The following is a 23,106-nucleotide window of genomic DNA, read 5'->3' on the forward strand; positions in this document are numbered from 1 at the left end:
GTCCAGGGCATAGGCGGAATGGTCGTGGCTCCAGTTCTTGTTGGACGTCCGGACGTATTCCATGAGGGTTTTGATGTCGGCCGCGGTGAACCAAGAAGGGGCCAGTTTCTCAATCCAACGGCGGACACCGCGAATCGGTCCAGATGGGTTGGCCACAAAGGCTTGGTCCGCGAGCCATTTGATGATGGCCCGGCCGCGATCGTTCTGCGGTATCTCTTTCAGATCGCGATGGGCAAGCCATGCCTGGATGACGTGGCGCAACCGGCCACGAGCGGCAATGACGTAGTTATCGTCATCTAGCTCGATTTCAGGGGAGGGGACGGCGTTTAGGAATTCATTTGGATTGATCGAGATGGTCATCGGTGTCCTCTTTTTGCTGAGGGCACCGAATGCAGCACTTGATCTTCAAGCGAGTTGCATGCATATTTCGATCACTCCTTAAGTGTCGATGATGCCCAAAATTCCAACGCCTCCCGCTTGCCACGGGGCGTTGCTCGTTGTGCCGTACGCAAGTGCGACGGCGAATTTTGGGGCTGTGTGCGCCTCTGGCGTTATCTGGCCCGACCCAACGGCAGAGATAACGACACGCAAATCAGATGGTGGCACGACTCCCGTGCCAAGTCCATTTCGAGAAACCTTCGCGTTGCTCACACCGCGCCCCCCATTCGTGGCCGCGACTGCTGCTGCGAATGCGCGGCTCTCGAACGGTCCGGGCGCATCGTCGGCAACGCCGATCTGGAACATGCCATCGTCGCGCTGGATGACGTCTGGCGACACCACTGGAGGCGGGGTGATCGGCTCGACGATCTTGCGTGGGCGCGAGAAGCGAACGCGAATTGTTGCGATCATCACGGCACCCCCGCTGCGTCGCCAGCGGCAACCTCAACGTTGACGATGGGCTGGATGATCTCTGCCGGCCCGACACAATTTGCGAGAATTCCGAACGCGGAATTGTTTTGCAAATGGGGAGGGACGGCGCCGGTTTCGGCGGGTTTGAAACGAGATGTTTTGCAGGAAAGTTGAGCGGTTGCAGTGGTCGCAGGGAATTTTAAGTCCCTTGCGTCTACCAATTCCGCCATGCCCGCTTGATCCAAGGGGATCAGACACTTACAGCCTTATCCAACCGCCTGGGATGGTCCCCGGATTTGGGCTAAGGGTGCCCTTCCTTAAGCGAGCCGGCTGCACAAGGCAAAGCCTCAATCTGGTCAAGCCTCAATCCGGACATCTCTGGCTGCTTTAGGCAATGTCAATCTACGGGGACTACCAATCCAGCATGTCTGTTTCGATTATCAACCGCCGCCGTCCCGCGCTTGCGCTGGTCGCGCTGCTTGGGCTGGGCACCACGCTTGCCGGCTGCTCCACCGTGGGCGACGCCATCAGCCCGGCCTTCGTCGATCCGGGCAAATACGAGCTCTGGGAGTGCAAGCAGCTTGGGCCGGAACGCAAGAGCCTGGTCAGTCGCATCGAGAGCCTGGAGAAGCTGATGGCGAAGGCGGAGACGGGCACCGGCGGCGCGGTCGTCTCGGAGCTGGCCTATCGCAACGACTATATCTCCCTGCGCGGACAGCAGAAGCTCGTGGAGGAGAACTGGCGGCGCAACAAGTGCCGCGAGAGCGACATGGAGGCGACGCCGCCACCAGCGGCGCCCGCGCCCGCAACCGCCGCTAAGCCTGCGGCGAAGCCGGCGCCTGGAGCGAAATCCGGCAACGCCGCTCACTGAAGTCAGCATCGCGCCTCACGCGCGCCAGCGATAGATCCAATCCTGGCGCGCCAGCATGCGCTCCGGGCCGAGCGTGCGGATCGCAAGATCGCGCGCCAGTGCGAAGGGGCCTGCGAGATGGTAGATGCGGCCTTGCTGCCGCGCAGTCCGCTGCACGCGCCTGACGCGCGCCTCGCGCGCCCGGCCATAGCGAGCCAGCGCCGCGGCGATGCTGGCGGCGCTCTCGCTGGCGTTGCCGCTCAGGTGCTCGGCGAGCACGGCAGCATCCTCGATCGCCATTCCTGCGCCCTGCGCGGCGAAGGGCAGCATCGCATGCACGGCATCGCCGACGAGCGCGATCGCGCCCTTGCTCCAGCCGACGCCGTCGGGCAGCGTGAACAGCGCCCATTTGCGCCAGCTGTCGACTGCGGTGAGCATCATCCGCGCCGGGCCCGGCCAGCGCGGCGCCGGGAAGGCATCCTTCAGCTCGAACATATCGCCCGGCGTGCTCCAGCCCGGCCTGTTCCACGTGCCGGGCACGATCGCCACCACGTTGATCTGGCGCCCGCCTGCGATCGGATAGGCGACGAGATGGGCGTTCGGTCCCATCCAGAGCTGCACGCGGCGCGAGGTGTATTCCTTTGGCAGTTGCGTGGCCTCGAACGTGCCGCGCCAGGCGATCAGGCCGGAGAAGCGCGGCGCTACGTCCGGAAACAGATGCTGGCGTACTGTGGACCAGACGCCGTCGGCGCCGATCAGCGCGCTTGCCACTTCGCTCCGGCGCAACGTGCCGCTGCGATAGACGATGGAGAGCCCCTTGGCATGCGCGGCGACGTCCTCGAAAGTCCCACCCAGCCGCAAATCGATATCAGGATGGTCCGCGACCGCCGCGGCGAGCGCTGCTTGCAGATCGGCCCGGTGTACCACCCAATAGGGAGCGCCGGCGCGCTCGACGGCCGCCGCACCAAGCGGCAGGCGCATCAACTCGCCACCGGCACGCGTGCTCATGATGCTGACCGCCTCCGGCGTCACCGCGCGCGAGCCCAGCCGGTCCTTCAGCCCGAGCTCGACCAGGATGCGGCTCGCATTGGGCGACAATTGCAGGCCGGCGCCGACTTCCTCGAGCCGCTCGGCCTTCTCCAGCACGACGACGCGAAAGCCCTTGGCGGCAAGCGCGAGTGCGGCCGTCAATCCTCCGATTCCGGCACCGGCAATGATGATCGTTCGGGAGACGGCCACCCCTTAGCGGATGCCGCCGGTCAGGCCACCTTGTCCTTCAGCACGCATTCAGGCGGGCGCGCCTCGCCGGCCTTCAGGTCGGCCGCGAAGCGGTACAGCGTCGAGCAATAGGGGCAGATGATCTCGTTGTCATTGCCGAGATCAAGGAAGACGTGCGGATGGTCGAACGGAGGGTTGGCGCCAACGCACATGAACTCCTGCGAGCCGATTTCGATGACGGGGACACCGGCATCGTTGTGGAAGTGCGGGACGACATGGTCGGACATCGGAACTCATCCTGGAGTGGCAATGGCGGCAGACACAATCAACACTGACGCGGCATCGTTCGCAGCATCATCGAACGCCGCGGACCATACTGGGGGGTGCAGATGATTGCTAGTCCAATGGAACCAAAAGGTTCGCAACTACCCCATGCTCATTTGCTCATGCAAATTCGACACAATCTTGTCGCCTCAGAGAAGCCCTTCTTTCGTCGGGGCCGTTGTGTCGCAAATTTGGCATACTATGTCTGTGGACGAACGAAAATCCCGGCGGCAGGCGAATTTTCAAGCGAATTTCCAAGCGAACGTTCAGGCTTTGAGCATGAAGTGGCTGCGAATCAGCACCGCGTTGACCGCCCTCGTGGCATGCAGCGTTGTACTCGTGCAGGTCGTGCCGCATGCGCGCGTGGCGGGCGCTGTGCTGGCGGCGAAGGACGATCCGGCGAAGCTCTCCGAGCTGAAGCTCGATTCCCTCCTGGTGAAGGACGAACCGGGCAAGAACGCCGCGCTCGTTCAGGACAATATCGAGGCGGCGCTCGCCGCCCATGATGCCGATCTTGCGAGCAGCTTCGTCGAGCTCGCGCGTGATCGCAGTATCGCGCTGCCTGACGACCTCCTGAGCCGCGTCAGCGACGCTGTGAGAGAAGAGAATTCCACCTCGCATTTCGCCAAGCGTTTTGCCACCGGTCTCGTCACCGGCAGTGCCGACGACGTCGCCAGCCTCTCTGGCACCGTGGCCGGCGACCTCTTCGTGATCGGCGATGCCCGGGACGTCGTGCGTGAGGGCAAGCATCTGGCCATGGGCGAGGAGACCGACCGCCTCGTGCTCGGGCTCGCCGCGGCGGGTCTTGCGGTGACGGCGGCGACCTATGTCTCGGTCGGCGGTGCGGCGCCGGTGCGCGCCGGCCTGTCGCTGGTCAAGGACGCCCGCAAGGTCGGGCGGCTCGGCGAGGGGCTCGCGGCATGGGCCGGACGCTCGGCGCGCGAGGTGGTGGACACGCCGGCGCTACAGAATGCGGTCGCCTCCGGCTCGGTGCTGCGGCCGGGCGAGACCGCGAGCGCGATCAAGGCCGCGTTCCGCGTCGAAAAAGCCGGCGCCCTGGTCAGGCTCGGCAAGGACGTCGCCCGTGTCACCGAGAAGGCCGGTACACGCGGTGCGCTCGATACGCTGCGCGTCGCCGAGGGCCCGAAGGACGTTGCGCGCGCGGCGCGGCTCGCCGAGGCCCAAGGCGGCAAGACCCGTGCGATCCTGAAGCTGCTCGGCCGCGGCGCTCTGCTGCTCGCGACCGGCGCATTCGATCTCGCGCTGTGGTTGTCCGGCGCGTTGGTGACGCTGTTCGGCGTCCTGTCCTCGATCAAGGCCACGACCGAGCGGCTGACGCAGGCCTGGTGCGACCGCAGGCGGGCGCGGCGGTTGCGTCGGGCGCAACTTGCGCTGGCAGGCGGCGAAGTCGCGGCCTAATATCATCCTATCCCCAACAGACGCGGACTTAAAGTTGATGCCGAGCTTTCACAACGGCGCAGTCGAAATTGCCTATCTCGACGAAGGCGAGGGTGACCCGATCATCCTGGTGCACGGCTTTGCCTCGAGCAAGAACGTGAACTGGGTCTATCCGACGTGGGTCTCGGAATTGCGCAAGAACGGCCGCCGCGTGCTTGCGCTGGACAATCGTGGTCATGGCGAGAGCGCAAAACTCTACGATCCCGCGCAGTATTCCATTCCGGGCATGGCGGGCGACGTGCTTGCGCTGATGGACCATCTCGGTATCCCGCAGGCCGACATGATGGGCTACTCGATGGGCGGTCGGATGACCGCCTGGCTCGGGCTCAACGAGCCGCAGCGCCTGCGCTCGGCGATCCTCGGCGGCATCGGCATTGGCGGCTTGATTGAGGGCACCGGGCCCGGCGAGAACGTGGCGGAGGCGCTTGAAGCGCCCTCGCTCGACGACGTCACCGATCCCGTCGGGCGCACCTTTCGCGCGTTCGCCGATCAAACCCGCTCGGACCGCCAGGCGCTCGCCGCGTGTCTGCGCGGCACCCGCGAGCTGATGAAGAGGGAGGAAGCCGCACGCATCGACGTGCCGGTCCTGATCGCCGTCGGCACCGCCGACGACGTCGCGGGCTCAGCCTCAGCGTTGGGAAAGATCATCCCCGGCTCCGAGGTGCTCGACATCCCGAACCGCGATCACATGCGCGCGGTCGGTGACAAGGTCTACAAGACCGGCGTGATCGACTTCCTGTCACGCCGCGGCTGAGGCCTCGTCTGCCGGCTCGTCGCTGCCGAACACGCGCGCCAGCGCCGTCAGCACGACGAAGGTCGCAAGCCACACCATCCGCGCGCCGTAGCGGTCGTGCGGACCGGAGATGACGGCGCAGATGAAGGCGTTGCCGAGCAGCGCCAGCGTCACGGTCGTTGCCAGCAGCGCCAGGTCGTCGAGCCGTCCGCGCGCCAGCGCATGGCCGAGCAGGCCGACGAGCGCCAGCATCGAGCCGAGTGCGACCGGTACGTGCAGCCAGTTGACGTCATCGAAATCGAGATTCCAGTTCTGCTGCCGCGCTGCGCGCATCGGCGCGATTTGCGAGGGGATGTATCGCTCGATGATGCCGTAGGTGTGGGGGATCCAGCCATTGGTGCCTTCGCCCGTCGCGACATGCAGCAATTGCTGGCCCATGGCGCGCAGTGCTGCGCCCGCCTGCCAGGCCGGATAGTCGGCGAGCGAATGCACGACGATGTAGCTCATCTCGTCGTTCATCCCCTCGAACCGGCCGAGCGTGTTGAACATGCTGTTGCCCCACAGAAACTCGTCGGCGGTCGCCGGCAATTCGTTACGGTAGGGACAGAGCTTGAAACTCTCGCGCGGGCAGTGATCGCCAAGATAGCGTGCCACGATGCCGTCCTGCATCATGCGGCCGAAAGCGACGCCATAGCCGCCCGGCGTCCAGGCCCATTGGCCCGACAGCGCATGGTTTGCCATGACCAGCATGGCCCCGCCGGCAACGATGGTCAGGCTGCCTTGCGCAAGACCTGCGAGGGGAAGGCGCTTGCCGAGCAGCGGCCGCACCAACCAGCCGGCGGCGCAAAGCCCGAACAGGACGCCGAGCGTCGCGCTGTGGGTCGCTGCGGCAAAGGCGGTGAAGGCGAACAATGAGATTTTTTCGATGCCCGAGGTCCGGTCGCCCCCGACCACCAGGGTGAACAGCGACAGCACCGAGAGCCCGGCGAAGATGTCCGTGAGCAGCATGCTGGCAAGCCAGGGCAACGCGGTCGACAGAATCAGGAGCAGGCTGATCGCAACGAAGCGGAAGGTCTGCATCAGGCCGAGCACGCGGAGCGTCAATTGAAGCAGCCACAGCGTCGCCAGCGACTGGAGGGCGAGGTTGAGCCAGAAGCTCGAGCTCTCGCCGAAATGCAGATAGAGGCCAAACACCGTGGAGCGGCTGGGGACGAGATAGCCTTCATACCAGCGCGCCAGATAGCCGCCGGTGTCCCATTGAAGCAGCGGGTAGCCGTTCCAGAACGCCGGCGCGATCAGGAGGAGGGGCAGGGCGACGGCGGCGAGCCGCAGCCACAAGGACCCCGCGGCGCGGGCGCGCAAAATGTCGGTGGTGATGCTCAAATCGTCTCCGTCGTCTCTCTTCCATGCCCGCAATAACGGTTCGCGTGAAATTCACCAATAGTTTGACGCTACGGAGCTTGATTTTGGCAAAACGCTGACCACCTTCAACGAACCTTGCCGTATCGGGGGTACTGCAGGAAAGCCTTTTGATTCAACATGTTGATGGGCTTTTGGCGGCGATCCGGTGTTCACTCTCAGGCAAGCCTACAGGGACAGGGCACGCTAGACTGTGCTATAGGTTAAACGAAACGAGCGAATTTCGAGAGCACGACATGGCAATGCATCAGGTCAATCCGGCAGGAAAGCTCGCCGCGCTCGATCCGATCTGGGATCGGGTCCGGACCGAGGCTGAAGACATCGTCCACCGCGAGCCCGAGCTCGCGACCTTTATCTATTCGACCGTGCTGCATCATAGCTGCCTGGAAGATTCGGTCGTGCACCGGCTGGCCGACCGGCTCGACCATACTTCGCTGTCGGGCGATCTCGTGCGTCAGACCTATGACGAGGCACTGCGTGAAGAGCCCGATCTCGGCAATGCCTTCCGCGCCGATCTCGTCGCGGTCTATGACCGCGATCCCGCGACCTCCCGCTTCATCGACCCATTGCTCTACTTCAAGGGCTTCCACGCGATCCAAACTCATCGTCTCGCGCACTGGCTCTATCTGAAGGGCCGCAAGGATTTCGCGTATTATCTCCAGAGCCGTGCGTCGGCCGTCTTCCAGACCGATATCAATCCCGCCGCGCGCATCGGCCGCGGCATCTTCCTCGACCACGCCACCGGCTTCGTCTGCGGCGAGACCGCGCTCATCGAGGATGACGTCTCGATCCTGCACGGCGTCACGCTCGGTGGCACCGGCAAGGAGAACGAGGACCGCCATCCAAAAATCCGTCACGGCGTCATGATCGGTGCCGGCGCAAAGATCCTCGGCAATATCGAGGTCGGCCACTGTGCGCGCATCGCGGCCGGCTCGGTCGTGGTCAAGCCCGTGCCGCACAACGTCACCGTTGCCGGCGTTCCGGCCAAGATCGTCGGCGAGGCCGGTTGCGCGGAGCCGTCGCGCACCATGGACCAGATGATCAACGCCATGGGGCTTTGATATGGGCTTTGATCCCGGTTTGACTTGAAGCGGGGCCGTGACTTTCCGGCCCCGATCGTCCCCAGAATTCTTTGGGAATTCGTGCTGGCGGTTCGTCGCGTCTCGTCCTAAAACCCCGCCACGTTAGATTTCGATTGGAGACTTGCCGTGGACATCAAAGAAGTGAGGAAGCTCGACGCGTATCTGAAGCGCGTGTTCGGCAATCCCAAGATTCGCGTTCAGCCGCGGATAAAGAAGGACGATTCCGCCGAGGTCTATATCGGTGAGGAGTTCATCGGCGTGCTGTTCGTCGACGACGAGGACGACGATCGCTCGTTCCAGTTCCAGATGGCGATCCTCGAGGACGATCTCATCGATCAGGAGTAGCGCTTGATCCGGACCCGAAGGGCCGCGTTAGCGCAAAGTGCGAAGCGTTTTCCCTCGCGACAAACGCGGAACGCGTTTGCGCGGAGATCATGCTCAAACAATAACCTAAAGCGCGATGACGATTCATCCCAATCTGATCGCGCTTTGGACGCCGCTCCACTTTGGGGCTGCGCGCCGTCCGAGTGAGGGGACTGCTCACCGCAGCCGGGCCACATGTCAATGTTGCTCTGGCCGGACAAGCCGATGCGCACCACCAGCGCGTCTGGCAGTTTCCGACGGAAAAACTCCAAATGTTCGGCGGTACTGCGCGGCGAAGCGTCCCATATGGGCGAACCCCCATTTCAGGGCAACTTCGCTGACGGGCAACTTGTTCTCGGGTGAGGACAATTCAGTGTGAACCGCGTCAAGCCTGACACGCCGCAGATAGTGGACCGGGGACGTTTGGTGGGACCTGCGGAAGCCGGTCTGGAGCGCGCGGCTGCTGATGCCGACAGCGCCCGCAACATCGCTCATTGTTATCGGCAAGTGAAGATTGGCCCGCATGTAATCGATCGCGTGACTGATCTGTGGCGAAGCTGGGATGCCCTCTCGTGCCGAGAGCTTTCCAGCGAGACGATGTGGCGCTTCCGCGAAAATCAGTCGAAGAGCGGATTCTGTTAGCAGCGCCATCGCCTTGGGTGAGCGTAGAGGCAATTGCTCGTCGCGCATGCCGCTGACCAGTGCACTGGTGATCGACCACAAGGCTTGTCCCAAGTTCGTCTCGAGGTCGAAGGTGAGCGCAAGATCGAGGCTCGTCAGCAGCGCGCCGCCAAACATGTCGCGCAGGATCCGGGCGACAGTGCTTGCTTCGAAGCGCAACGTCCCGCCCGCGAGAATGCCGTCGCGGGTGCGTATGGCTTGTCGCCGCAGGCTCGGCTGCGGGTAAACGACCAAGCGAGATGAGGTCTGCTCAATTGTTTTGGAGCAGATCCTAAGCTCGGAGGCCCCAGCGTTGAGAAAGCCGAGATTGAGATTCTCCGTGTCGTTGTCCGAACAGTAGGACCAGTCGCTCCAGTACTGCGCACGGACTATGCTCACCCCCGGCCCGGCGGCGAAATCTGATCGCCACTGGAATCCCGCGCAGGAGGTCGGCGGGATGATCCTCATTGGCAGCAGTCGAGATCCGTAATACGCGAGAAGACTCTCGAAACTCGAACCTTGGACGGTTGGGGCGTTGCTCAACGTGTCTTTCAAGTCGTGCCTCGTCGCAGACGCGATCTGCTTGAGCATGCCTTACGGATTCTCTTTGCGATTCGCACCAACGGCGTAAGCGCGTGGTTCGGTGGTGTCTCCTCGATGAGCACGGTGCAGCTCTCACGGGGACGCCCTGATCGTGCCATGGACAAAGTCCTTCGTATGCAGTCGTCTTGCCTTTCCCGAGCAAGTCCGTTTTGCGAAGTTGCTGTCCGCTTCGCGCAGATCGGATGCAAGAGGTAAGGTTCGGTTCAGTTCTCGAACGTCTAGCTGTTTGGAGTAGCGCCTGATCGTGGCTCTGCTTGGAAAATGACGGCCAGCCATTTGGATCGTGATGCACGCTCGAATGATGCTCGGATCTCATCGCGAGGACACAGTCCACAAATGAATTTTCGGAAATCGATGCTCAGTTTCAAGATTCGCACACGAATTGCGATTCTCGCCGCCGTTCCTCTTGTCGGGGTGGTCTTTGCCGCCGGCCAAATTGCCGCGGAAAAGCGGTCAGTCTATGAAGAGATGCGGACGGTAGCCGACATCGTTGCGCTCGACGCAGATATCAGCACATACGTCCATAGTCTTCAGGCAGAAGCTGGCGCATCGGCCGCACTCGTGGGATCCAGGGGCAGTGAGGGGCGGTCCGGTCTGGCCGTGCTGCGGCAGACCACCGATACCAGTCGCAACAAGGTCCAGGAGCGATTGAAGGGGATAGACGTTGCGGCAATTTCCCCAGAGCTTAGCAAGGTCCTGCAGGAAGGATTGCGGTCGGCGAGCCAGCCGGACCCGGTGCGCGCTTCGGTCGACAGCCTGAAGATCACTCCGAACGAAATGAACAACTTCTACACTGCTTCGATCGGGCAGTTACTCGAGTTCAGTCGATATGCGACCAAATCCGTGCGAAACCCTGACGTTTCGCGCGAGATGCAGGTCTATTCGAATCTGCTCTGGATGGCCGAGTTCTCCAGTGCGGCGCGCGCAAATGCTGCCGTAGGTTTCCAGCAGGGCAAATTCGACATCGACCTTTACAACCGCGTTCAGAGCTTCCATGGTCGGCAACAGGGCGCGGAGAGTGCGATCGCTTTCTATGCCACGGCCGAAGAGCGCAACGTCCTGGCGACGGTCTATTCAGGCACGCCGGTCGACGAAACCAACCGTATGCTGCGGGTCATGTACGACGCCGGCCCTGGCGGTGACGTTCAGTCGGTCTCCTTGAAGGCCTGGCTCGATACCAATGCGCAGCGAATGCAGCTTCTGTCACGCGTCGAAGTTCAATTCGAGCAAAATCTCAAAGATGCCTCGTCTCGTGCCGAACGCGATGCCTACGACAAGTATCTCACCTCGATTGGTTTGGCTGCCGCACTTGTGGGAGCTACCATCGTCCTGGTCGTCATGATCACGCGGGGCATTACCGTTCCGATCCGGCGCCTTTCCGACACAATGAGCGCCCTTGCGGACGGAAACACGTCAGTCGAGGTTGGTGGAACGGATCGTGCCGACGAGATTGGCGCGATGGCGCGCACCGTCGAAGTGTTCCGCGCCAGCCTTTCGGATGCCGAACGGATGCGAGCCGAGCGCGCAGACCAGGATCGTGTCGCCGGCGAACGCATCAGGGTTGAACGCAACAATCTCGCGGACAAGTTCCAGGCCTCGATGGTCGCACTTGCCGACAGCTTTGTGAAGTCGTCCGGTGACGTTGCCGACGCGGCGCGAAATCTATCAACAACAGCCGAAGAGGCGACGCGCAAATCGCACGTCGTTGCCGGCGCCGCGGGAGAAGCGTCGGACAGTGTTACGACGGTCGCAACCGGAACCGAGGAACTGAACGCTTCGATTCGCGAGATCGGTGCTCAGGTCACCAAGTCCGCGGAGATTGCTGCCGACGCTGCTTCTGAAGCGGTTCGGACGGAGACCAATGTGCGGGCGCTGACTGAGGCGGCCGAAAAGATCGGTGAAGTGTTAAATCTGATCCGCGACATCGCTTCGCAGACCAATCTACTGGCATTGAACGCGACCATCGAAGCAGCAAGAGCAGGCGAAGCTGGGCGTGGGTTTGCTGTGGTGGCCTCTGAGGTCAAGCAACTGGCGGCGCAGACGGCCAAGGCAACCGATGTGATCGGCGAGAAGATCACCGAGATCCAGTCTGCGACGGGCGATACCGTTTCCTCGATCGGTCGGATCGTCACGACGATCGCGACCATCCGCGAGGTGACTTCCTCGATCGCCGGCGCCGTCGAGGAGCAAGGAGCGGCGACGAACGAGATCGCTCATAGCACTCAGCGGGCGGCGCATGGCGCCCAGGCCGTTACCGGCAACATTGCGGCGGTCGGTGAGGCGGCTGCGATGACCGGCGCCGCCGCCTCGCAACTGATGAGCCACTCGCAGCAATTGCGAGAACAATCCGGCGAACTGCAGCGCGAGGTCGTCGCCTTCATCGCGGGGCTCAGGGCCTAGAGACGATTGGAATGCGGTGACAGCGCACTCAATTTGCCGAGCAAAGTGCGCTGTTCGCCGTAATCTCTTGTTCGATCGGCTGCGGGCCGCCGCCGCGGATCGCCCGGCTTGCTGCCGATCGAACGCTATGCATCTTCTGCGCGGGCCGCGTGCCCTGAAAGCTCTGGTTTTCGCAACGTACGGAGCCGCGGGTGACGTCGGCGGCCGTCACGCCTTGCACATCGATGAGCTCGGCCGGCACGGTCCATGTCACGATCGTAAGCGGCCGTCGCGAGTGACGGAGTTCATCGCTGCATCCGTCGACCTTAAGCGCCATTTGGGTTGCGTTTCAGAGAGGATCACGCAATTCGTCGTCGTGAGCGACTTCGCACAGTCGATAGGCCGCGATTCCGACCAGTTGTGGCGTGAGCAACGGTTGCAGGTCGACGGGCTGGAGTCGGTTGTGCCATGGCGTGCCAAGGAGGGCACTGCGGACGGCGTTAGTGACGAAGATCCCATTCTCCTCGCTCGTCAAGAGCTTGCTCGATGCACTCTGCAATTGCGAGGCAATCCAGACATCGCGGCCGTAGAGAAAGGAGCGGAATGCGTAGAGGGTGCCGCGATGCAACCCAATACTGATCGTGCAGTCGAACTGCTCCAGATGCCGGATTGCGTCCCACTTACGGATTGAGCGCTCTGCCCCCGCCATGGCCCGCCCGGCCTCGGCAAATGTTATGCAATAGGAATCGCCTAGATTGAATCGAACCGTGCCGCCGAATTCTTGTGCCGTCCCGTAGGTCACCGCATCAAGCATATCGAGGATGCGTTCAATTTTGGCGACAGGCCCGGCATCCATGATCTTGCTGAAGCCGTGAAGATCCAAGAAAAGGATGTTGATTTCAGAAATGATGCGTGTGCGATGCCGCTGTTCGATGCGGTAGATCGGCATCGGTTCGACAAAACCCTTCAGCGCAAAGCGCTCAACAAGCGCGGTCTGGATCTCCGCGGATGCCAGAGCGAGCCGAGCCCCAGCCGTAAGATAGATTTCGTCGGGCGGCGTTACCGCTTCGACGCGGGTGACGAGCGCAAAAACGTCGCCGATGAAGTCGTCGTCCTGAGCGACGACATCCCCGAGTGCAATCACGATGCGAATGGAGAGCCGATCCTCGCCTCGGCTCAGCTGGACCAGCCGCAAGTCTTCCTGCACTGCTATCGCAGCTTTGGCTGCACCCGTGACACTGGGGAATTCCAGCCAGTAACCGTCTCCCGCGGGCTTGATGATCGAGCCGCCGTGCTCGGCGGCATGGCGCGCCAGAAACGCACGATGCTCGCCCAACAGCGCCTGGAGATCGGCGGTCAGCAGTTCACGGAAGCGTGACGTTGAGCCGCTGATGTCGGTCTTCATTACGACTGTGGTTCGAAGTGGATTCATCCTCTGATGATCCTGTGCGCGCAGATAGCAGCCTACGACAATTCTTCGTCCGTTGGCAGAGGAGTGGCGCAAGATCCGCGCGCCGGCTCAATTGGCAATGGATTGATGGGCCTGCCTGCAATAGGCTGGCGTGCCGGCGAGGGTATCCCATGACTGCAATTCACCCCTTTTACGAGGCGCATCGTGGCGCGATGGAGGCTGCTTTGCGCCAGCGTCTCCATCTTGCCGAAGGGATGTTGCGCGAGCGCGCGAGCATCCCGGACATGGATGGGGTCGGGCAGGAGGTGATGAACGAGTTCGAGATCGTGCTCAGCCAGATGCCTTATGTCGGCGGCGTAGCCAGCCGCATGAGCGATTTTTTCATGCGTCTGATGGGTTTTATGGCCATCGGCCGAGTGCTCCGGCGGCATGGTGTGCCGCTGGCAGTGATCGGCGAAATCGAGCGAGAGAGCTACAAGGCGCAATTGCTCATGGTGCCCGAGGCCGAACGACTCGCCTCAGGGCGTCAGTTCATGTCTCCGGAGAACCAGGCCTTGCTGCGCGAGCAGGCGGCAAAGAGCCGTGCGGAAGAATATCCAGAAGACTTCGTCTACGATTTCGTCGAGCCCGGGACCGGCGACAACTTTGATTTCGGCATCAATTACAAGGCCTGCGGCTTCTGCAAATTCGCAGCTCGCCACGGAGATCAAGAAATCTTGCCGCACATTTGCGGGCTCGATTTCGATGCGTATGCAACACGTGGCATTCGGTTGGAGCGGACACAAACGCTGGCGGGCGGCGCGAGCCACTGCAATTTTCGGTTCTCGCGGATCGAGCCGGGGTAGAACAAGCGCGATTCGTAGGATGGTGGAGCGTAGCGATACCATCATCTCGCGATCCACTCCGGTGGAACGTCGAATGCATCGTCGCGACCGAAGAATTCGCCGGCCGGTCTTCGGGGCAGACTACAAGTCCGTTAGCACAGCGTGATTGATGGGTGTCGCTCCGCTTCAACCATCCTGTGGGTTAGCGTGTCAGGCCCTCTCATACGCAAGAAGGCGATCGGTCAGCCCTTCCGGATTTGACAAGGCGACGAGATGGCCACCGGGAATTTCGTCTACCTCCTTTCCGAGCCTTTCACGTGCGACACGCCGTTGAAATTCTACCGGGAAAAAACGGTCGTCTTTTGCCGCAAGAACATGAATGGGGATGTCGGGCCAGCGCTCGAAGCGACAGGGCTCGCCGAAAACGACGTCGGCTTCCTCGCGTGGTTGTTCCGGGCCGGTGCGCAGCACGTCCTGCGGCACGTCGTGCAGAAAATAGGTTGCCACATCGAATTCCGTCGCATAGCCGCGGCACGTCGCAGCGTTTTCCCTCGCTTCCACCGCTCCTGTAGCGGCCCACCATGCACCGGCGGTCTCTCCGGGCTCGGGGATCATCGCGTTGACGAACACGGCCATCCGCACGGGCGCACGCACGCAAACGAGGGGCGCTGTGAAGCCCGCGAGCGACTGGGCGACAAGTATCACGTCGCTTCGTTTCGCGATCGCGCGGATGACGATGTCCGCATACGCTGCGAGACCGGAATTCCTGTCGTCGCCGGGGAGATCGACCGCGATGGCTTCGTGTCCCGCCGCGCGAATGAGCGGGGCGACGCGGTGCCAATACCAAGGCATGCCGCCTGCCCCTGGGACAAGGACGAATGTTCCCATACGAGTTCTCCTCCGTTGCTGCCGGAATATTGCTCAACGAGCTTGCCCCGCTTGATCAGTATTGATGTGAGGCCGGCTGGTTGGATCACAAGCTGCACAAGAAAGGACCGAGCCACGTCCGGTCCACCCCTGACAAGGGAGTGGCAGCGACCTTGTCTCTTTCTTCGGGCTGGACAGGTTGATGTTCGAAATCAAAGGAGGTCGCCACTGATGCGATCCGATATGCTCCTCCGACCGCGAGGACTGGATTTCGACCTGGACCTGGGCAGGGGTGACACGATCAGCGCGGCAGGATGACACCGTGCCCCTGATTTGCCCGACGCGTCAAGTAATATTCTGAAAAGACGAAATTCGCGATGCCGCCGCCCGGCTACTTTGCATGAGGTTGTTTTCGATATTTTTGGCTGGAGGCTCGCAGCAGGGCAGAGAGACCGCGCTCAGCCCTTCGGGCCGCGCAACTGCGCCGTCAGCCTGTCCATCGCCTCCGCCACCTCGCGCCACTGCGGCAGCCAGCTTCGGGGAAATCGGAAGGTGAGGTCGGCGCCGTCGACGCGGCGCTCCGAAAGGCACATGCCGGGGGTCGCCGCATCGCGCGTGCAGCGCGCGGTCAGCTCGGGGCTCATCGCGGAGAACAGGTCCTCGCTGCCATAGGGCGTGTCTGCGCGGAACATTCGCATCGTCAGCCCGTCCTCCGGCGAGGTGGCGGCCTGATCGAGATAGCGCGGATAGATGGTGCTGACCCGGAGCTCCGGCGCGAGCGCATCGTGATGCGCCGCGATCGACAGGAAGATGCGGTCGATCGGCTGCATTGTCGCCTCAGCTGCGTCGGCACTGACATGCTTTGGTGCGCCCGGCACCTCGAGCGAGGGGTAGAGGAAATCGATGTCGATGCGCTCCTGCGGTCCGGAGTGCCGCTGGATCTTCATCCGGATCGCTGCCGTCGGTACGTTGAACAGCGTGCCGCCGACGCTGACCGGCAGCCTGTCCGGCGCACTCGCGCCGACCACAGTCCCCCAGGTCGGCCACAGCAGATAGGCGACCACGGCCACCGCGCCTGCCGCGAACATACCGCCGAGCACGAGCGGGGCGAGATGCGCCCTTGTCCGGCCCGGACGGCCGCGGGAGGAAGTTGCCGAGAACACGCTCATCAATGGGTCGCCACAAGGTCGGCCGATGGCCGACGAATCAAGGGCGAATATGCCACGCGGCGGCGGTTCCGCGCAGCCTGCGGTCCCCATGGGGGGATGACGTCGGCGGGACGCTGCGTTAACCTTTTCTTAAGGCTAATGTAGCGTTAACCGGCACTTTTTGTCACAGGAAGGGAGCGGCGTTGCGTACGGGCGGAACTTCCGATGACTCCTGAGACCTTGAATTCCTTTTTCTCCATCTGCATCGGGTTCGCACTCGCGGGCGCGCTCGTGAACGGATACCAGGCTCTTTCGCAGCGGCCTGCCGGCTTCGGGCTGTTGCAGGAGGGTGTGGCGCCGAAGACATTTGCGGCCGTGCCGTTCCTGGTGTTCGCGGCGCCCTTCATCATCATGCGCAATACGCTGCGCGGCGCGCGGCTGGAGAGCCGCCGCATGGAATTCGTGATGATGGCAACCATCATCGCGGGCTTCTGGAGCATGATGAGCGGCACGTTCTTCCTGATGACGCTGCGCGCCGCCGGCGTGCTGGCTTGAACGCACGCCTTGCGGCGTTCTGGAGCATGATCCGGAAAAGTGTGAAGCGGTTTTCCGAAAAGATCATGCTCAAACAATAACCTAAAGCGCGATGATGCTTCATCGCGCTTTGGGCCCTTTGCTTGAACGTCACAGCTCCGCTATGCCAAGATTTCCTGACAGGAGACCTCCATGGCGATCTACGAGCTTGACGGGCAGGCGCCCGACCTTCCCGCCGACGGCAACTACTTCATCGCCGACACCGCGACCGTGATCGGACGCGTGCGCCTCAAGCCTGGCGCCAGCGTCTGGTTCGGCGCGGTGCTGCGCGGCGACAATGAGTGGATCGAGGTCGGCGAGGGCTCCAACGTGCAGGACGGCTCGACCTGTCACACCGATCTCGGTTTTCCCCTCGTCATCGGCAAGAACTGCACCGTCGGTCACAACGTGGTCCTGCACGGCTGCACCGTCGAGGACGGCGCGCTCGTCGGCATGGGCGCGATCGTGATGAACGGCGCGAAGATCGGCCGTAACAGCATCGTCGGGGCCGGCTCCGTCATCACCGAAGGCAAGGAATTTCCCGAACGATCCCTGATCATCGGCTCGCCGGCGCGCGTAATCCGCACGCTCGACGACGCACAGGTCGCGAGAATGGGCAGCGCGGCGAAGTTCTACGTCGCCAACGGCCCGCGCTTCAAGAAGGGCTTGAAGCGGATCGGCTGACGTCGCTCGTCAGCTCCCTTCGGACTCAGCTCCTCCGGATTCTTGGGCTTCGCGGGATCCAGCGATCTTCTCGTGGCCCGCGGCCCACAGCGCGTGTTCGTCGCTGCCGTCCAGATATGGATTGGCTTCGCGCGGGATGTTCTCGCGCGCGGCGCGCTCGCCTTCGGCGAAGGGATCGCGATCAGCCATCATCACTTTGCCTTTCCGGATCTTGAACGCGCGGTTCGCTTGGCATTTGCCTGATCGAGCTTGGCGCTCTTGCGCAGCGCGTCCTTCAGGTCGGCCGGTATACCGTGCTTTTCCAGCAGGTCCGCGAACGCCTCGTCCGCCAGATCCTGAAGGGTCTCCATGCGATCGCGCGCAAGCTGCTTGAGTTTGCCGAAAGTGTCCTCGTCGAATGCGATCAGCTTGCGCATGATCGTCGCTGCCTCCCTCATCAAATCGTGCGTGACGGAATTGTTCCGGAACGCGGCTGTATGCCCATCGTTGGTGCTCGAAAGGGAGAGTTTCCGATGATCAGATTGCCCGCAACAGTTTCGGCAGCGATGCTTACTCTCGCGGTCCTTGCGATGCCGACGACGTCGTTCGCACAGGGCAGTGGAGGTGGCACGGGCGGAAGCAGCGGCAGTGCGACGTCCGGCGCGACGGGGAGTGGCTCCGTGACGACCAGTCCGACGACGTCCGCTAACGGTCGTGGCGGCGCCGGGGCGGCGGGGCAGGCTGCTCCGCCGCGGGGGACGAACAGCCTAGGCACCGCGCAGTCCTCCGGGGGGACCGTTGGCATGGGATCCGGTAGAGACCGAGACAAGTCAGTCGACTCGGCGGTCGATGCCGAGAACAAGCAGATCGACAAGACGGTGAAGAGCATCTGCCGCGGCTGCTGAGCCGGCAGAGACGGCCGATCCCTTAAGTGGTTGAAAAGCAGCCGTAAAAAACAAGGCCGTTGACGCAGTATACCGCCAACGACCTTGCCAGCCCCGGATATTGAAATTGGCTCACGCCATCCGGTAGCCGGGAGCATGACGCGGAATCATACGGGGGTATGTGATCCAGTTCACATGCCGCAAAATTTTGGTGCGTGGGGCGGGAACGAATCGCCGCCGGCCGGATCAGCTTCGCGACCTGCTCCGCCTGCGCATGCTGGCATGGCGGCGCGCCGGTTTCTTGCGGGTAACCGACGGCGTCTCGGTCTCCGTGGCCTGCGTGCTGGCGAAGGACTGTTTGAGCCCGTCGATGGATTCGGTCAGGGTCGCGACCTGCTCGGACAGGCGCTTGGTGTCGGCCTGCTGCGAGGCGAGCAGCCGTTTGACAGTCAGAAGCTGGTCCTGAACCACCTGGAGCTGGTCGATGGATTCCTGCTGGGTGGCTTCCAGCCCTCTGGTCTTCTCCACGAGCTGCTCGGAGGCCTGCGCGGTGCGGGCCTGCAGCAGCCGGGCGGTGACCACCCGGTCGGACTCCGGGGCGGTACCGGTATAGACGCGCCAGATTGCGATTGAGGTGACGCCGGTGATGAGCAGGAGCAGGCTCGCAGCCGTGAGCGCGATCGGCTGGCTGCCGAGACGGGTGAAGGCGCTGGTTCGCGCATCGCGCGGTGCGAGATCGATCATCGCTGACAAAGCCCAAAAATGAACTGAAGTGGCGAAGACCAGCGGCAACGGCCGCCGGGACGTCCCGAAAACGTTACATTTCGGCAGGAAATGGGACCAAAAAGAGGCTAAGGCCCGAAAAAGGGCCGTAGCGGCCTAATATGGCCATTCGGACCGTGGGATTCAGGGCTGAAAACCGCTCAACGGCCCCGAATATGTCTTCGGCCGTGGCGTCGCATAGGGTCCTAGCCGCGACGTCGTCAGGCCGAGTCGCACCAGGGCCTCAGCGAGCGGGACGGCGGCGGCGACGCCGTCGACGACGGGGAGGCCGTGCTTCGCCGCGAGCTCGCCGGCGAGGTCGGCCATGCCGGCACAGCCGAGCACGATGGCCTCCGTTCGGTCCTCGCGGATTGCGGCCGTGATCTCGCTGGAAATGTTGCCGAGCGCATCGGCATTGCGCTCCTCGAGCGCGAGCACGGGAATTTCGGCGGCACGGACGCGGGCGCAGCGCTCGGCGAGGCCGTATTTCCGCAAATTATGCTCGATCGGCACGATGGAGACGGCGAGCGTCGTCACCACCGAGAAGCGCGCCGCAATCAGGCTCGCCATGTGAAAGGCGGCCTCTCCAATGCCGATCACCGGTGCCTTTGCGATCGCACGCGCCGCATCGAGGCCGGTGTCGTCGAAACATGCGATGATGTGGGCGTCCGCGCCATCGCGATCGGCATCGCGGATGCAGCCGAGCATGCCGGGCACGGCGAAGGCTTCGTCGTAGAAGCCTTCGATCGAGACCGGGCCCATCGTGGGCTGGCGGGCGTCGATCACCGTATCCGGCAAGGCGACGGCACGCGCTGCCGCGGCGATCTTTGCCGTCATCGCGGCCGTAGTGTTGGGATTGACGATGTGAAGACGCATCAGGTCACACCAGTCCCTTGCCGGCATCCGAGCCCTTTGCGGCCTGCCGCTTGTTCAGCATGTGGATGGTGCCGAGCGCGAGTGTGATCACGGCGAAGGAGACCGCGGAGATGATGGTGCCGAGCGCATAGATGTCGGGCTTCGTGACCGTGGTGGTGAGGCCCTGCAGGTCCAGCGGCAGCGTGTTGACCGATCCGATCGCCTGGCTGGAGCGGGCGAGCTCGTCCCAGGACAGCGTGAAGCCGAACAGCCCGATGCCGATCACCGAGGGCAGGATGATCGGCAGCACGATGTGGCGGAAGGTCTGCCAGGGCGTTGCGCCGAGATCGCGCGCGGCTTCCTCGAGTCTGGGGTCGAAGCGGTTGAAGATCGCGAACATGATGAGCAGGCCGAACGGCAGCGTCCAGGTCAGATGCGCGCCTAGCCCCGAGGTGAGCAGGCCCATCGAGGTCTCGAAATTCTCATTCCAGTGCGCCTTGATGAGATCGTCGATGATGCGGAATTCCAGGGAGATGCCGAGCGAGGTGATGATGGAGGGTACAATGAGGCTCGCGATCGCCGAATAGAACAAAATGCTCTGCGCCCTGAACTTGCGGCGAAAGGCCATGCCGGCGGCGACCGACAGCACGACGGTGACCGCCATCACGACGAGCCCGAGCAGCAGCGAGCGGCGGAAGGCGGCGCCGAGATCGACGATGCCGGTGCCCTGGAACAGCTTTGACAGCCAATAGGTCGAGACCCCGTTCATAGGAAAGGTGAGGCCGCCCTGAGGCCCCTGGAACGACAGGATGTAGATCGCGATCATCGGGCCATAGAGAAACAGCACGTAGGCCGCGAAGAACACGGCAAGAACGTAGAAGCTGCGCGGGCGTCCCTCTCGCATCACAGCTCCTTCCTGATGTCGACGATGCGCGACATCATGGTGATGATCAGGAAGGTGATGACGAGCAGGATCACGGCGTTCGCCGCGGCAGCCGGGAATTGCAGTGCGTTGAGCCGGGTCTCGATGATCTTGCCGGCGGCGGCAATCTGTTGGCCGCCCATCACGCCGATGGTGATGAAGTCGCCCATCACGATGGTGATGACGAAGATCGAGCCGATCACGATGCCGGGCTTGGCGAGGGGAATGATGACGTTGACAAGGGTCTGGAACCCGGTGGCGCCGGCGTCATAGGCGGCCTCGATCAGCGACTTGTCGATACGCACCATCGAGTTGAAGATCGGCACCACCATGAAGAAGGTGAAGAGGTGCACGAGCGCCAGCACCACGGAGAATTCGGAATAAAGTAGCCATTCGACCGGCTGGTCGATCACGCCGATCTTGAGCAGCCCGGAATTGACGAGGCCGTTGCGCCCCAGCAGCGGAATCCAGGCGATCATGCGGATCACGTTCGAGGTCCAGAACGGGATCGTGCAGAGCAGCGACAGGCCCATCTGCCAGGTCTTGGATCTGATGTGGAAGGCGAGGAAGTAGGCGACCCAGAAGCCGATGAACAGCGTGATCGCCCAGACCATGAAGCACAGCTTCAGAGTCTTCACATAGGTCTTGCCGATCGTGCAGAGATCGGGGAGCTGCGCGATGCAGCCTTCGAACGTGTCGGTGTAGCCGCGGCCGGAGAAGGCCGGCAGCAATTGGTATTCGTTGTAGTCCCAGAAGGAGACGATGACGACGAACACCAGCGGGATCAGGAAGAAGGCGAGAAAGACGAGCATCATCGGCCCGGCCTGCAGCCAGGAGATGAAGGAGGGTGACAGACGCGCCGCTTTCTGGCGCGCCTGTCCCGGTCCCCGGGCGAGGTCCGGGGATGCCTGTTGCAAGAGCTCGTCTGACGTGTCCATCACGCTGCGATGAACTCGTTCCACTTGCGGACCATGTAGTCGTTCTCGTCCATGACCGCGTTCCAGCAGGCGACCCCGCCCATGCGGTCCTCATAGGAGCCGCCGTCGCGCACCGCACCGGCCTTCTCGAGCAGCGAGCCGTCGGGCGCCTTGATGTCCTTCTCGGCGGGCTTGCCTTCCATCCAGTAGGCCCACTCGTAGGGCTCCATGTGCGCCTTTGCGGTTGAGAGCACGGCTGAGTAGTAGCCCTGGCGGTTGAGATACGCGCCGGCGTAGCCGGACAGGAACCAGTTCACGAACTCGTAGGCCCAGTCGAGCTTCGCACCCGACACGCCCTTGGAGACGCAGAAGCCCGAGGCCCAGGAGCGGTAGCCTTCCTTCAGCGGCTGGAAGGTGCAGGCAATGCCCATCGAGCGGACCTTGGTGACAGCCGGTGACCACATCGACTGGATGACGGTTTCGCCCGAGGCCATCAGGTTGACGCTCTCGTTGAAGTCCTTCCAGAAAGCGCGGAACTGGCCAGCTTTCTTGGCTTCGGTCATCACCTTCATGGTGAGATCGATCTCTTCCTTGGTCATGTTGCCCTTGTCGGCATATTTGTACTTGCCGGTGGCTTCCACGACCATCGCTGCATCCATGATGCCGATCGAGGGGATGTTGAGGATCGAGGCCTTGCCCTTGAACTCGGGATTGAGCAGCTCGGCCCACGAGTTGATCGGGCGCTTGATGAGATCGGGACGGATGCCGAGCGTGTCGGCGTTGTAGACGGTGGGGATCAGCGTCACGAATTCGGTCGCCGACTTGGCGAAAGTCTTGGAGTCCTTGCCTTCGAGATAGAGCACCTTCCAGGGCGCGGTGCCCTGATTGCCGATCTTCTTGCCGCCGGGCGTCTCGCCCTTGGTGAAGACGGGCGTGATGTTGTCGAATTCCTTGATCTTCTTGGCGTCGAGGGCAAGGATGTTGCCGGAGGGCACGAGCTTCTTCAGCGAGAAATATTCGGTGTCGAGCACGTCGAAGGAGTTCGGCTGGGTCATCACGCGCTTGGTGACGTCGTCGGTCGTCGCGGTGATGTATTCGATCTTGATGCCAGTGTCCTTCAGGCACTGCTTCGAGATGTCATCGCCCTCGTTCACGGCGGTGCCGAGATAGCGCAGCACTTTCGGCTCGGCCGACATCACGTAGGGGAAGCCGGTGATGGCGCCGGAGCCGGCTGCGAAACCTGCGAGGCCCGCGGTCCCCTTCAACAATGTGCGGCGGCTGACGCCAGTCTTCCTCGTCGTCTCTGTCATATCAGTCACTCCTCTGTGTTGCGCATTTTCTG

General features: G+C 62.6%; 27 protein-coding genes. 9 read left to right on the plus strand and 18 right to left on the minus strand.

The features are described from left to right. The 3 genes from SO180_RS35120 to SO180_RS35130 all read right to left on the minus strand — a co-directional run. Positions 1-360: hypothetical protein (locus SO180_RS35120; RefSeq protein WP_449383401.1), on the minus strand; the 360-nt coding region annotated here is incomplete at its 3' end. Positions 361-438: 78 nt separating this feature from the next. After that, complete coding sequence (locus SO180_RS35125; RefSeq protein WP_449383402.1) at positions 439-849, minus strand: hypothetical protein; 411 nt, start codon at positions 847-849, stop codon at positions 439-441. Continuing rightward, a complete protein-coding gene (locus tag SO180_RS35130) occupies positions 849-1,079 on the minus strand; it encodes a hypothetical protein (RefSeq protein ID WP_449383403.1) in 231 nt (76 codons plus the stop codon). Before SO180_RS35130 ends, SO180_RS35125 begins: the two co-directional genes overlap by 1 nt. Positions 1,080-1,273: 194 nt before the next feature. Here SO180_RS35130 and SO180_RS35135 point away from each other — a divergent pair, with 194 nt between their 5' ends. After that, positions 1,274-1,720, plus strand: coding sequence for a twin-arginine translocation pathway signal (locus SO180_RS35135; RefSeq protein ID WP_449383404.1), 447 nt, complete (start codon positions 1,274-1,276; stop codon positions 1,718-1,720). A gap of 15 nt (positions 1,721-1,735) precedes the next feature. Here the strand turns inward: SO180_RS35135 and SO180_RS35140 are convergent, their stop codons facing one another. Both SO180_RS35140 and SO180_RS35145 read right to left on the minus strand, forming a co-directional pair. Then, complete coding sequence (locus SO180_RS35140) at positions 1,736-2,938, minus strand: FAD-dependent monooxygenase (protein ID WP_449383405.1); 1,203 nt, start codon at positions 2,936-2,938, stop codon at positions 1,736-1,738. Between the two features lie 20 nt (positions 2,939-2,958). Next, complete coding sequence (locus SO180_RS35145) at positions 2,959-3,204, minus strand: zinc-finger domain-containing protein (RefSeq protein WP_007602543.1); 246 nt, start codon at positions 3,202-3,204, stop codon at positions 2,959-2,961. A gap of 316 nt (positions 3,205-3,520) precedes the next feature. On the opposite strand from SO180_RS35145, the gene SO180_RS35150 reads away from it, so the two are divergent. Continuing rightward, positions 3,521-4,660, plus strand: coding sequence for a hypothetical protein (locus SO180_RS35150; RefSeq protein WP_449383406.1), 1,140 nt, complete (start codon positions 3,521-3,523; stop codon positions 4,658-4,660). Positions 4,661-4,697: 37 nt separating this feature from the next. Continuing rightward, a complete protein-coding gene (locus SO180_RS35155; protein ID WP_449383407.1) occupies positions 4,698-5,453 on the plus strand; it encodes an alpha/beta fold hydrolase in 756 nt (251 codons plus the stop codon). On the opposite strand, the gene SO180_RS35160 is transcribed toward SO180_RS35155, so the two are convergent. Further along, positions 5,439-6,815 carry a hypothetical protein gene (locus SO180_RS35160; RefSeq protein ID WP_449383408.1) on the minus strand — a complete coding sequence of 459 codons (1,377 nt, stop codon included), beginning with the start codon at positions 6,813-6,815 and terminating at the stop codon, positions 5,439-5,441. The two genes, SO180_RS35155 and SO180_RS35160, sit on opposite strands and share 15 nt — an antisense overlap. A gap of 272 nt (positions 6,816-7,087) precedes the next feature. On the opposite strand from SO180_RS35160, the gene cysE reads away from it, so the two are divergent. Beyond that, positions 7,088-7,912 carry a serine O-acetyltransferase gene (gene cysE / locus SO180_RS35165; protein ID WP_449383409.1) on the plus strand — a complete coding sequence of 275 codons (825 nt, stop codon included), beginning with the start codon at positions 7,088-7,090 and terminating at the stop codon, positions 7,910-7,912. 147 nt (positions 7,913-8,059) lie between these two features. Further along, on the plus strand, positions 8,060-8,278 hold the full coding sequence (locus tag SO180_RS35170) for a DUF3126 family protein (protein ID WP_254105293.1): 219 nt from the start codon (positions 8,060-8,062) through the stop codon (positions 8,276-8,278). Positions 8,279-8,494: 216 nt separating this feature from the next. Here SO180_RS35170 and SO180_RS35175 read toward each other — a convergent pair whose 3' ends face one another. Next, entirely contained in the window at positions 8,495-9,547 is a 1,053-nt protein-coding gene (locus tag SO180_RS35175) for a helix-turn-helix transcriptional regulator (protein ID WP_449383410.1), read from the minus strand. Between the two features lie 366 nt (positions 9,548-9,913). On the opposite strand from SO180_RS35175, the gene SO180_RS35180 reads away from it, so the two are divergent. Then, positions 9,914-11,959 carry a methyl-accepting chemotaxis protein gene (locus SO180_RS35180; protein ID WP_449383411.1) on the plus strand — a complete coding sequence of 682 codons (2,046 nt, stop codon included), beginning with the start codon at positions 9,914-9,916 and terminating at the stop codon, positions 11,957-11,959. 28 nt (positions 11,960-11,987) lie between these two features. Here SO180_RS35180 and SO180_RS35185 read toward each other — a convergent pair whose 3' ends face one another. Further along, positions 11,988-12,200, minus strand: a complete 213-nt coding sequence (locus tag SO180_RS35185) for a hypothetical protein (protein ID WP_449383412.1) — start codon at positions 12,198-12,200, stop codon at positions 11,988-11,990. Positions 12,201-12,287: 87 nt separating this feature from the next. After that, positions 12,288-13,343: an adenylate/guanylate cyclase domain-containing protein gene (locus tag SO180_RS35190; protein WP_449383413.1), complete on the minus strand. Its 1,056-nt coding sequence runs from the start codon at positions 13,341-13,343 to the stop codon at positions 12,288-12,290. Between the two features lie 176 nt (positions 13,344-13,519). On the opposite strand from SO180_RS35190, the gene SO180_RS35195 reads away from it, so the two are divergent. After that, the gene (locus tag SO180_RS35195) at positions 13,520-14,194 is read left to right on the plus strand and encodes an L-2-amino-thiazoline-4-carboxylic acid hydrolase (RefSeq protein ID WP_449383414.1); all 675 of its coding nucleotides are present in this window, start codon (positions 13,520-13,522) and stop codon (positions 14,192-14,194) included. Between the two features lie 189 nt (positions 14,195-14,383). Here SO180_RS35195 and SO180_RS35200 read toward each other — a convergent pair whose 3' ends face one another. After that, positions 14,384-15,061: an alpha/beta fold hydrolase gene (locus tag SO180_RS35200; RefSeq protein WP_449383415.1), complete on the minus strand. Its 678-nt coding sequence runs from the start codon at positions 15,059-15,061 to the stop codon at positions 14,384-14,386. 437 nt (positions 15,062-15,498) lie between these two features. Continuing rightward, entirely contained in the window at positions 15,499-16,209 is a 711-nt protein-coding gene (locus SO180_RS35205) for a hypothetical protein (RefSeq protein ID WP_449383416.1), read from the minus strand. Positions 16,210-16,413: 204 nt separating this feature from the next. Between SO180_RS35205 and SO180_RS35210 the strand changes: the two genes are divergently transcribed. Both SO180_RS35210 and SO180_RS35215 read left to right on the plus strand, forming a co-directional pair. Beyond that, positions 16,414-16,743, plus strand: coding sequence for a DUF6949 family protein (locus tag SO180_RS35210; protein WP_027526450.1), 330 nt, complete (start codon positions 16,414-16,416; stop codon positions 16,741-16,743). 171 nt (positions 16,744-16,914) lie between these two features. Further along, positions 16,915-17,445 (plus strand): gamma carbonic anhydrase family protein, encoded by a 531-nt coding sequence (locus tag SO180_RS35215; RefSeq protein WP_449383417.1) that lies wholly within the window; start codon positions 16,915-16,917, stop codon positions 17,443-17,445. 9 nt (positions 17,446-17,454) lie between these two features. On the opposite strand, the gene SO180_RS35220 is transcribed toward SO180_RS35215, so the two are convergent. The 7 genes from SO180_RS35220 to SO180_RS35250 all read right to left on the minus strand — a co-directional run bounded on the left by SO180_RS35220 (position 17,455) and on the right by SO180_RS35250 (position 23,074). Beyond that, on the minus strand, positions 17,455-17,637 hold the full coding sequence (locus tag SO180_RS35220; RefSeq protein ID WP_449383418.1) for a hypothetical protein: 183 nt from the start codon (positions 17,635-17,637) through the stop codon (positions 17,455-17,457). Beyond that, positions 17,637-17,861, minus strand: a complete 225-nt coding sequence (locus SO180_RS35225; RefSeq protein ID WP_449383419.1) for a hypothetical protein — start codon at positions 17,859-17,861, stop codon at positions 17,637-17,639. Before SO180_RS35225 ends, SO180_RS35220 begins: the two co-directional genes overlap by 1 nt. A 693-nt stretch (positions 17,862-18,554) precedes the next feature. Then, entirely contained in the window at positions 18,555-19,052 is a 498-nt protein-coding gene (locus SO180_RS35230; RefSeq protein WP_449383420.1) for a hypothetical protein, read from the minus strand. Between the two features lie 162 nt (positions 19,053-19,214). Next, positions 19,215-19,946, minus strand: coding sequence for an aspartate/glutamate racemase family protein (locus tag SO180_RS35235; protein WP_449383421.1), 732 nt, complete (start codon positions 19,944-19,946; stop codon positions 19,215-19,217). 4 nt (positions 19,947-19,950) lie between these two features. Continuing rightward, positions 19,951-20,829: an ABC transporter permease gene (locus SO180_RS35240; protein WP_449383422.1), complete on the minus strand. Its 879-nt coding sequence runs from the start codon at positions 20,827-20,829 to the stop codon at positions 19,951-19,953. Beyond that, positions 20,829-21,785 (minus strand): ABC transporter permease, encoded by a 957-nt coding sequence (locus SO180_RS35245; protein WP_449383431.1) that lies wholly within the window; start codon positions 21,783-21,785, stop codon positions 20,829-20,831. The genes SO180_RS35240 and SO180_RS35245 overlap by 1 nt, the downstream gene beginning before the upstream one ends. After that, positions 21,785-23,074, minus strand: coding sequence for an ABC transporter substrate-binding protein (locus SO180_RS35250; protein ID WP_449383423.1), 1,290 nt, complete (start codon positions 23,072-23,074; stop codon positions 21,785-21,787). The genes SO180_RS35245 and SO180_RS35250 overlap by 1 nt, the downstream gene beginning before the upstream one ends. Positions 23,075-23,106: the final 32 nt, after the last annotated feature.

It is taken from the genome of Bradyrhizobium sp. UFLA05-112 (genome assembly GCF_053572325.1).

Bases quoted from the DNA above. Each gene is read 5' to 3' on its own strand.
- SO180_RS35180 (WP_449383411.1), top strand. From the start codon at position 9,914: ATGCTCAGTTTCAAGATTCGCACACGAATTGCGATTCTCGCCGCCGTT.
- SO180_RS35245 (WP_449383431.1), bottom strand. From the start codon at position 21,785: ATGGACACGTCAGACGAGCTCTTGCAACAGGCATCCCCGGACCTCGCC.
- SO180_RS35220 (WP_449383418.1), bottom strand. From the start codon at position 17,637: ATGATGGCTGATCGCGATCCCTTCGCCGAAGGCGAGCGCGCCGCGCGC.
- SO180_RS35240 (WP_449383422.1), bottom strand. From the start codon at position 20,829: ATGCGAGAGGGACGCCCGCGCAGCTTCTACGTTCTTGCCGTGTTCTTC.
- SO180_RS35230 (WP_449383420.1), bottom strand. From the start codon at position 19,052: ATGATCGATCTCGCACCGCGCGATGCGCGAACCAGCGCCTTCACCCGT.
- SO180_RS35190 (WP_449383413.1), bottom strand. From the start codon at position 13,343: ATGAAGACCGACATCAGCGGCTCAACGTCACGCTTCCGTGAACTGCTG.
- SO180_RS35205 (WP_449383416.1), bottom strand. From the start codon at position 16,209: ATGAGCGTGTTCTCGGCAACTTCCTCCCGCGGCCGTCCGGGCCGGACA.
- SO180_RS35145 (WP_007602543.1), bottom strand. From the start codon at position 3,204: ATGTCCGACCATGTCGTCCCGCACTTCCACAACGATGCCGGTGTCCCC.
- cysE (WP_449383409.1), top strand. From the start codon at position 7,088: ATGGCAATGCATCAGGTCAATCCGGCAGGAAAGCTCGCCGCGCTCGAT.
- SO180_RS35210 (WP_027526450.1), top strand. From the start codon at position 16,414: ATGACTCCTGAGACCTTGAATTCCTTTTTCTCCATCTGCATCGGGTTC.
- SO180_RS35215 (WP_449383417.1), top strand. From the start codon at position 16,915: ATGGCGATCTACGAGCTTGACGGGCAGGCGCCCGACCTTCCCGCCGAC.
- SO180_RS35130 (WP_449383403.1), bottom strand. From the start codon at position 1,079: ATGGCGGAATTGGTAGACGCAAGGGACTTAAAATTCCCTGCGACCACT.
- SO180_RS35235 (WP_449383421.1), bottom strand. From the start codon at position 19,946: ATGCGTCTTCACATCGTCAATCCCAACACTACGGCCGCGATGACGGCA.
- SO180_RS35125 (WP_449383402.1), bottom strand. From the start codon at position 849: ATGATCGCAACAATTCGCGTTCGCTTCTCGCGCCCACGCAAGATCGTC.
- SO180_RS35225 (WP_449383419.1), bottom strand. From the start codon at position 17,861: ATGCGCAAGCTGATCGCATTCGACGAGGACACTTTCGGCAAACTCAAG.
- SO180_RS35200 (WP_449383415.1), bottom strand. From the start codon at position 15,061: ATGGGAACATTCGTCCTTGTCCCAGGGGCAGGCGGCATGCCTTGGTAT.
- SO180_RS35155 (WP_449383407.1), top strand. From the start codon at position 4,698: ATGCCGAGCTTTCACAACGGCGCAGTCGAAATTGCCTATCTCGACGAA.
- SO180_RS35250 (WP_449383423.1), bottom strand. From the start codon at position 23,074: ATGACAGAGACGACGAGGAAGACTGGCGTCAGCCGCCGCACATTGTTG.
- SO180_RS35150 (WP_449383406.1), top strand. From the start codon at position 3,521: ATGAAGTGGCTGCGAATCAGCACCGCGTTGACCGCCCTCGTGGCATGC.
- SO180_RS35135 (WP_449383404.1), top strand. From the start codon at position 1,274: ATGTCTGTTTCGATTATCAACCGCCGCCGTCCCGCGCTTGCGCTGGTC.
- SO180_RS35195 (WP_449383414.1), top strand. From the start codon at position 13,520: ATGACTGCAATTCACCCCTTTTACGAGGCGCATCGTGGCGCGATGGAG.
- SO180_RS35175 (WP_449383410.1), bottom strand. From the start codon at position 9,547: ATGCTCAAGCAGATCGCGTCTGCGACGAGGCACGACTTGAAAGACACG.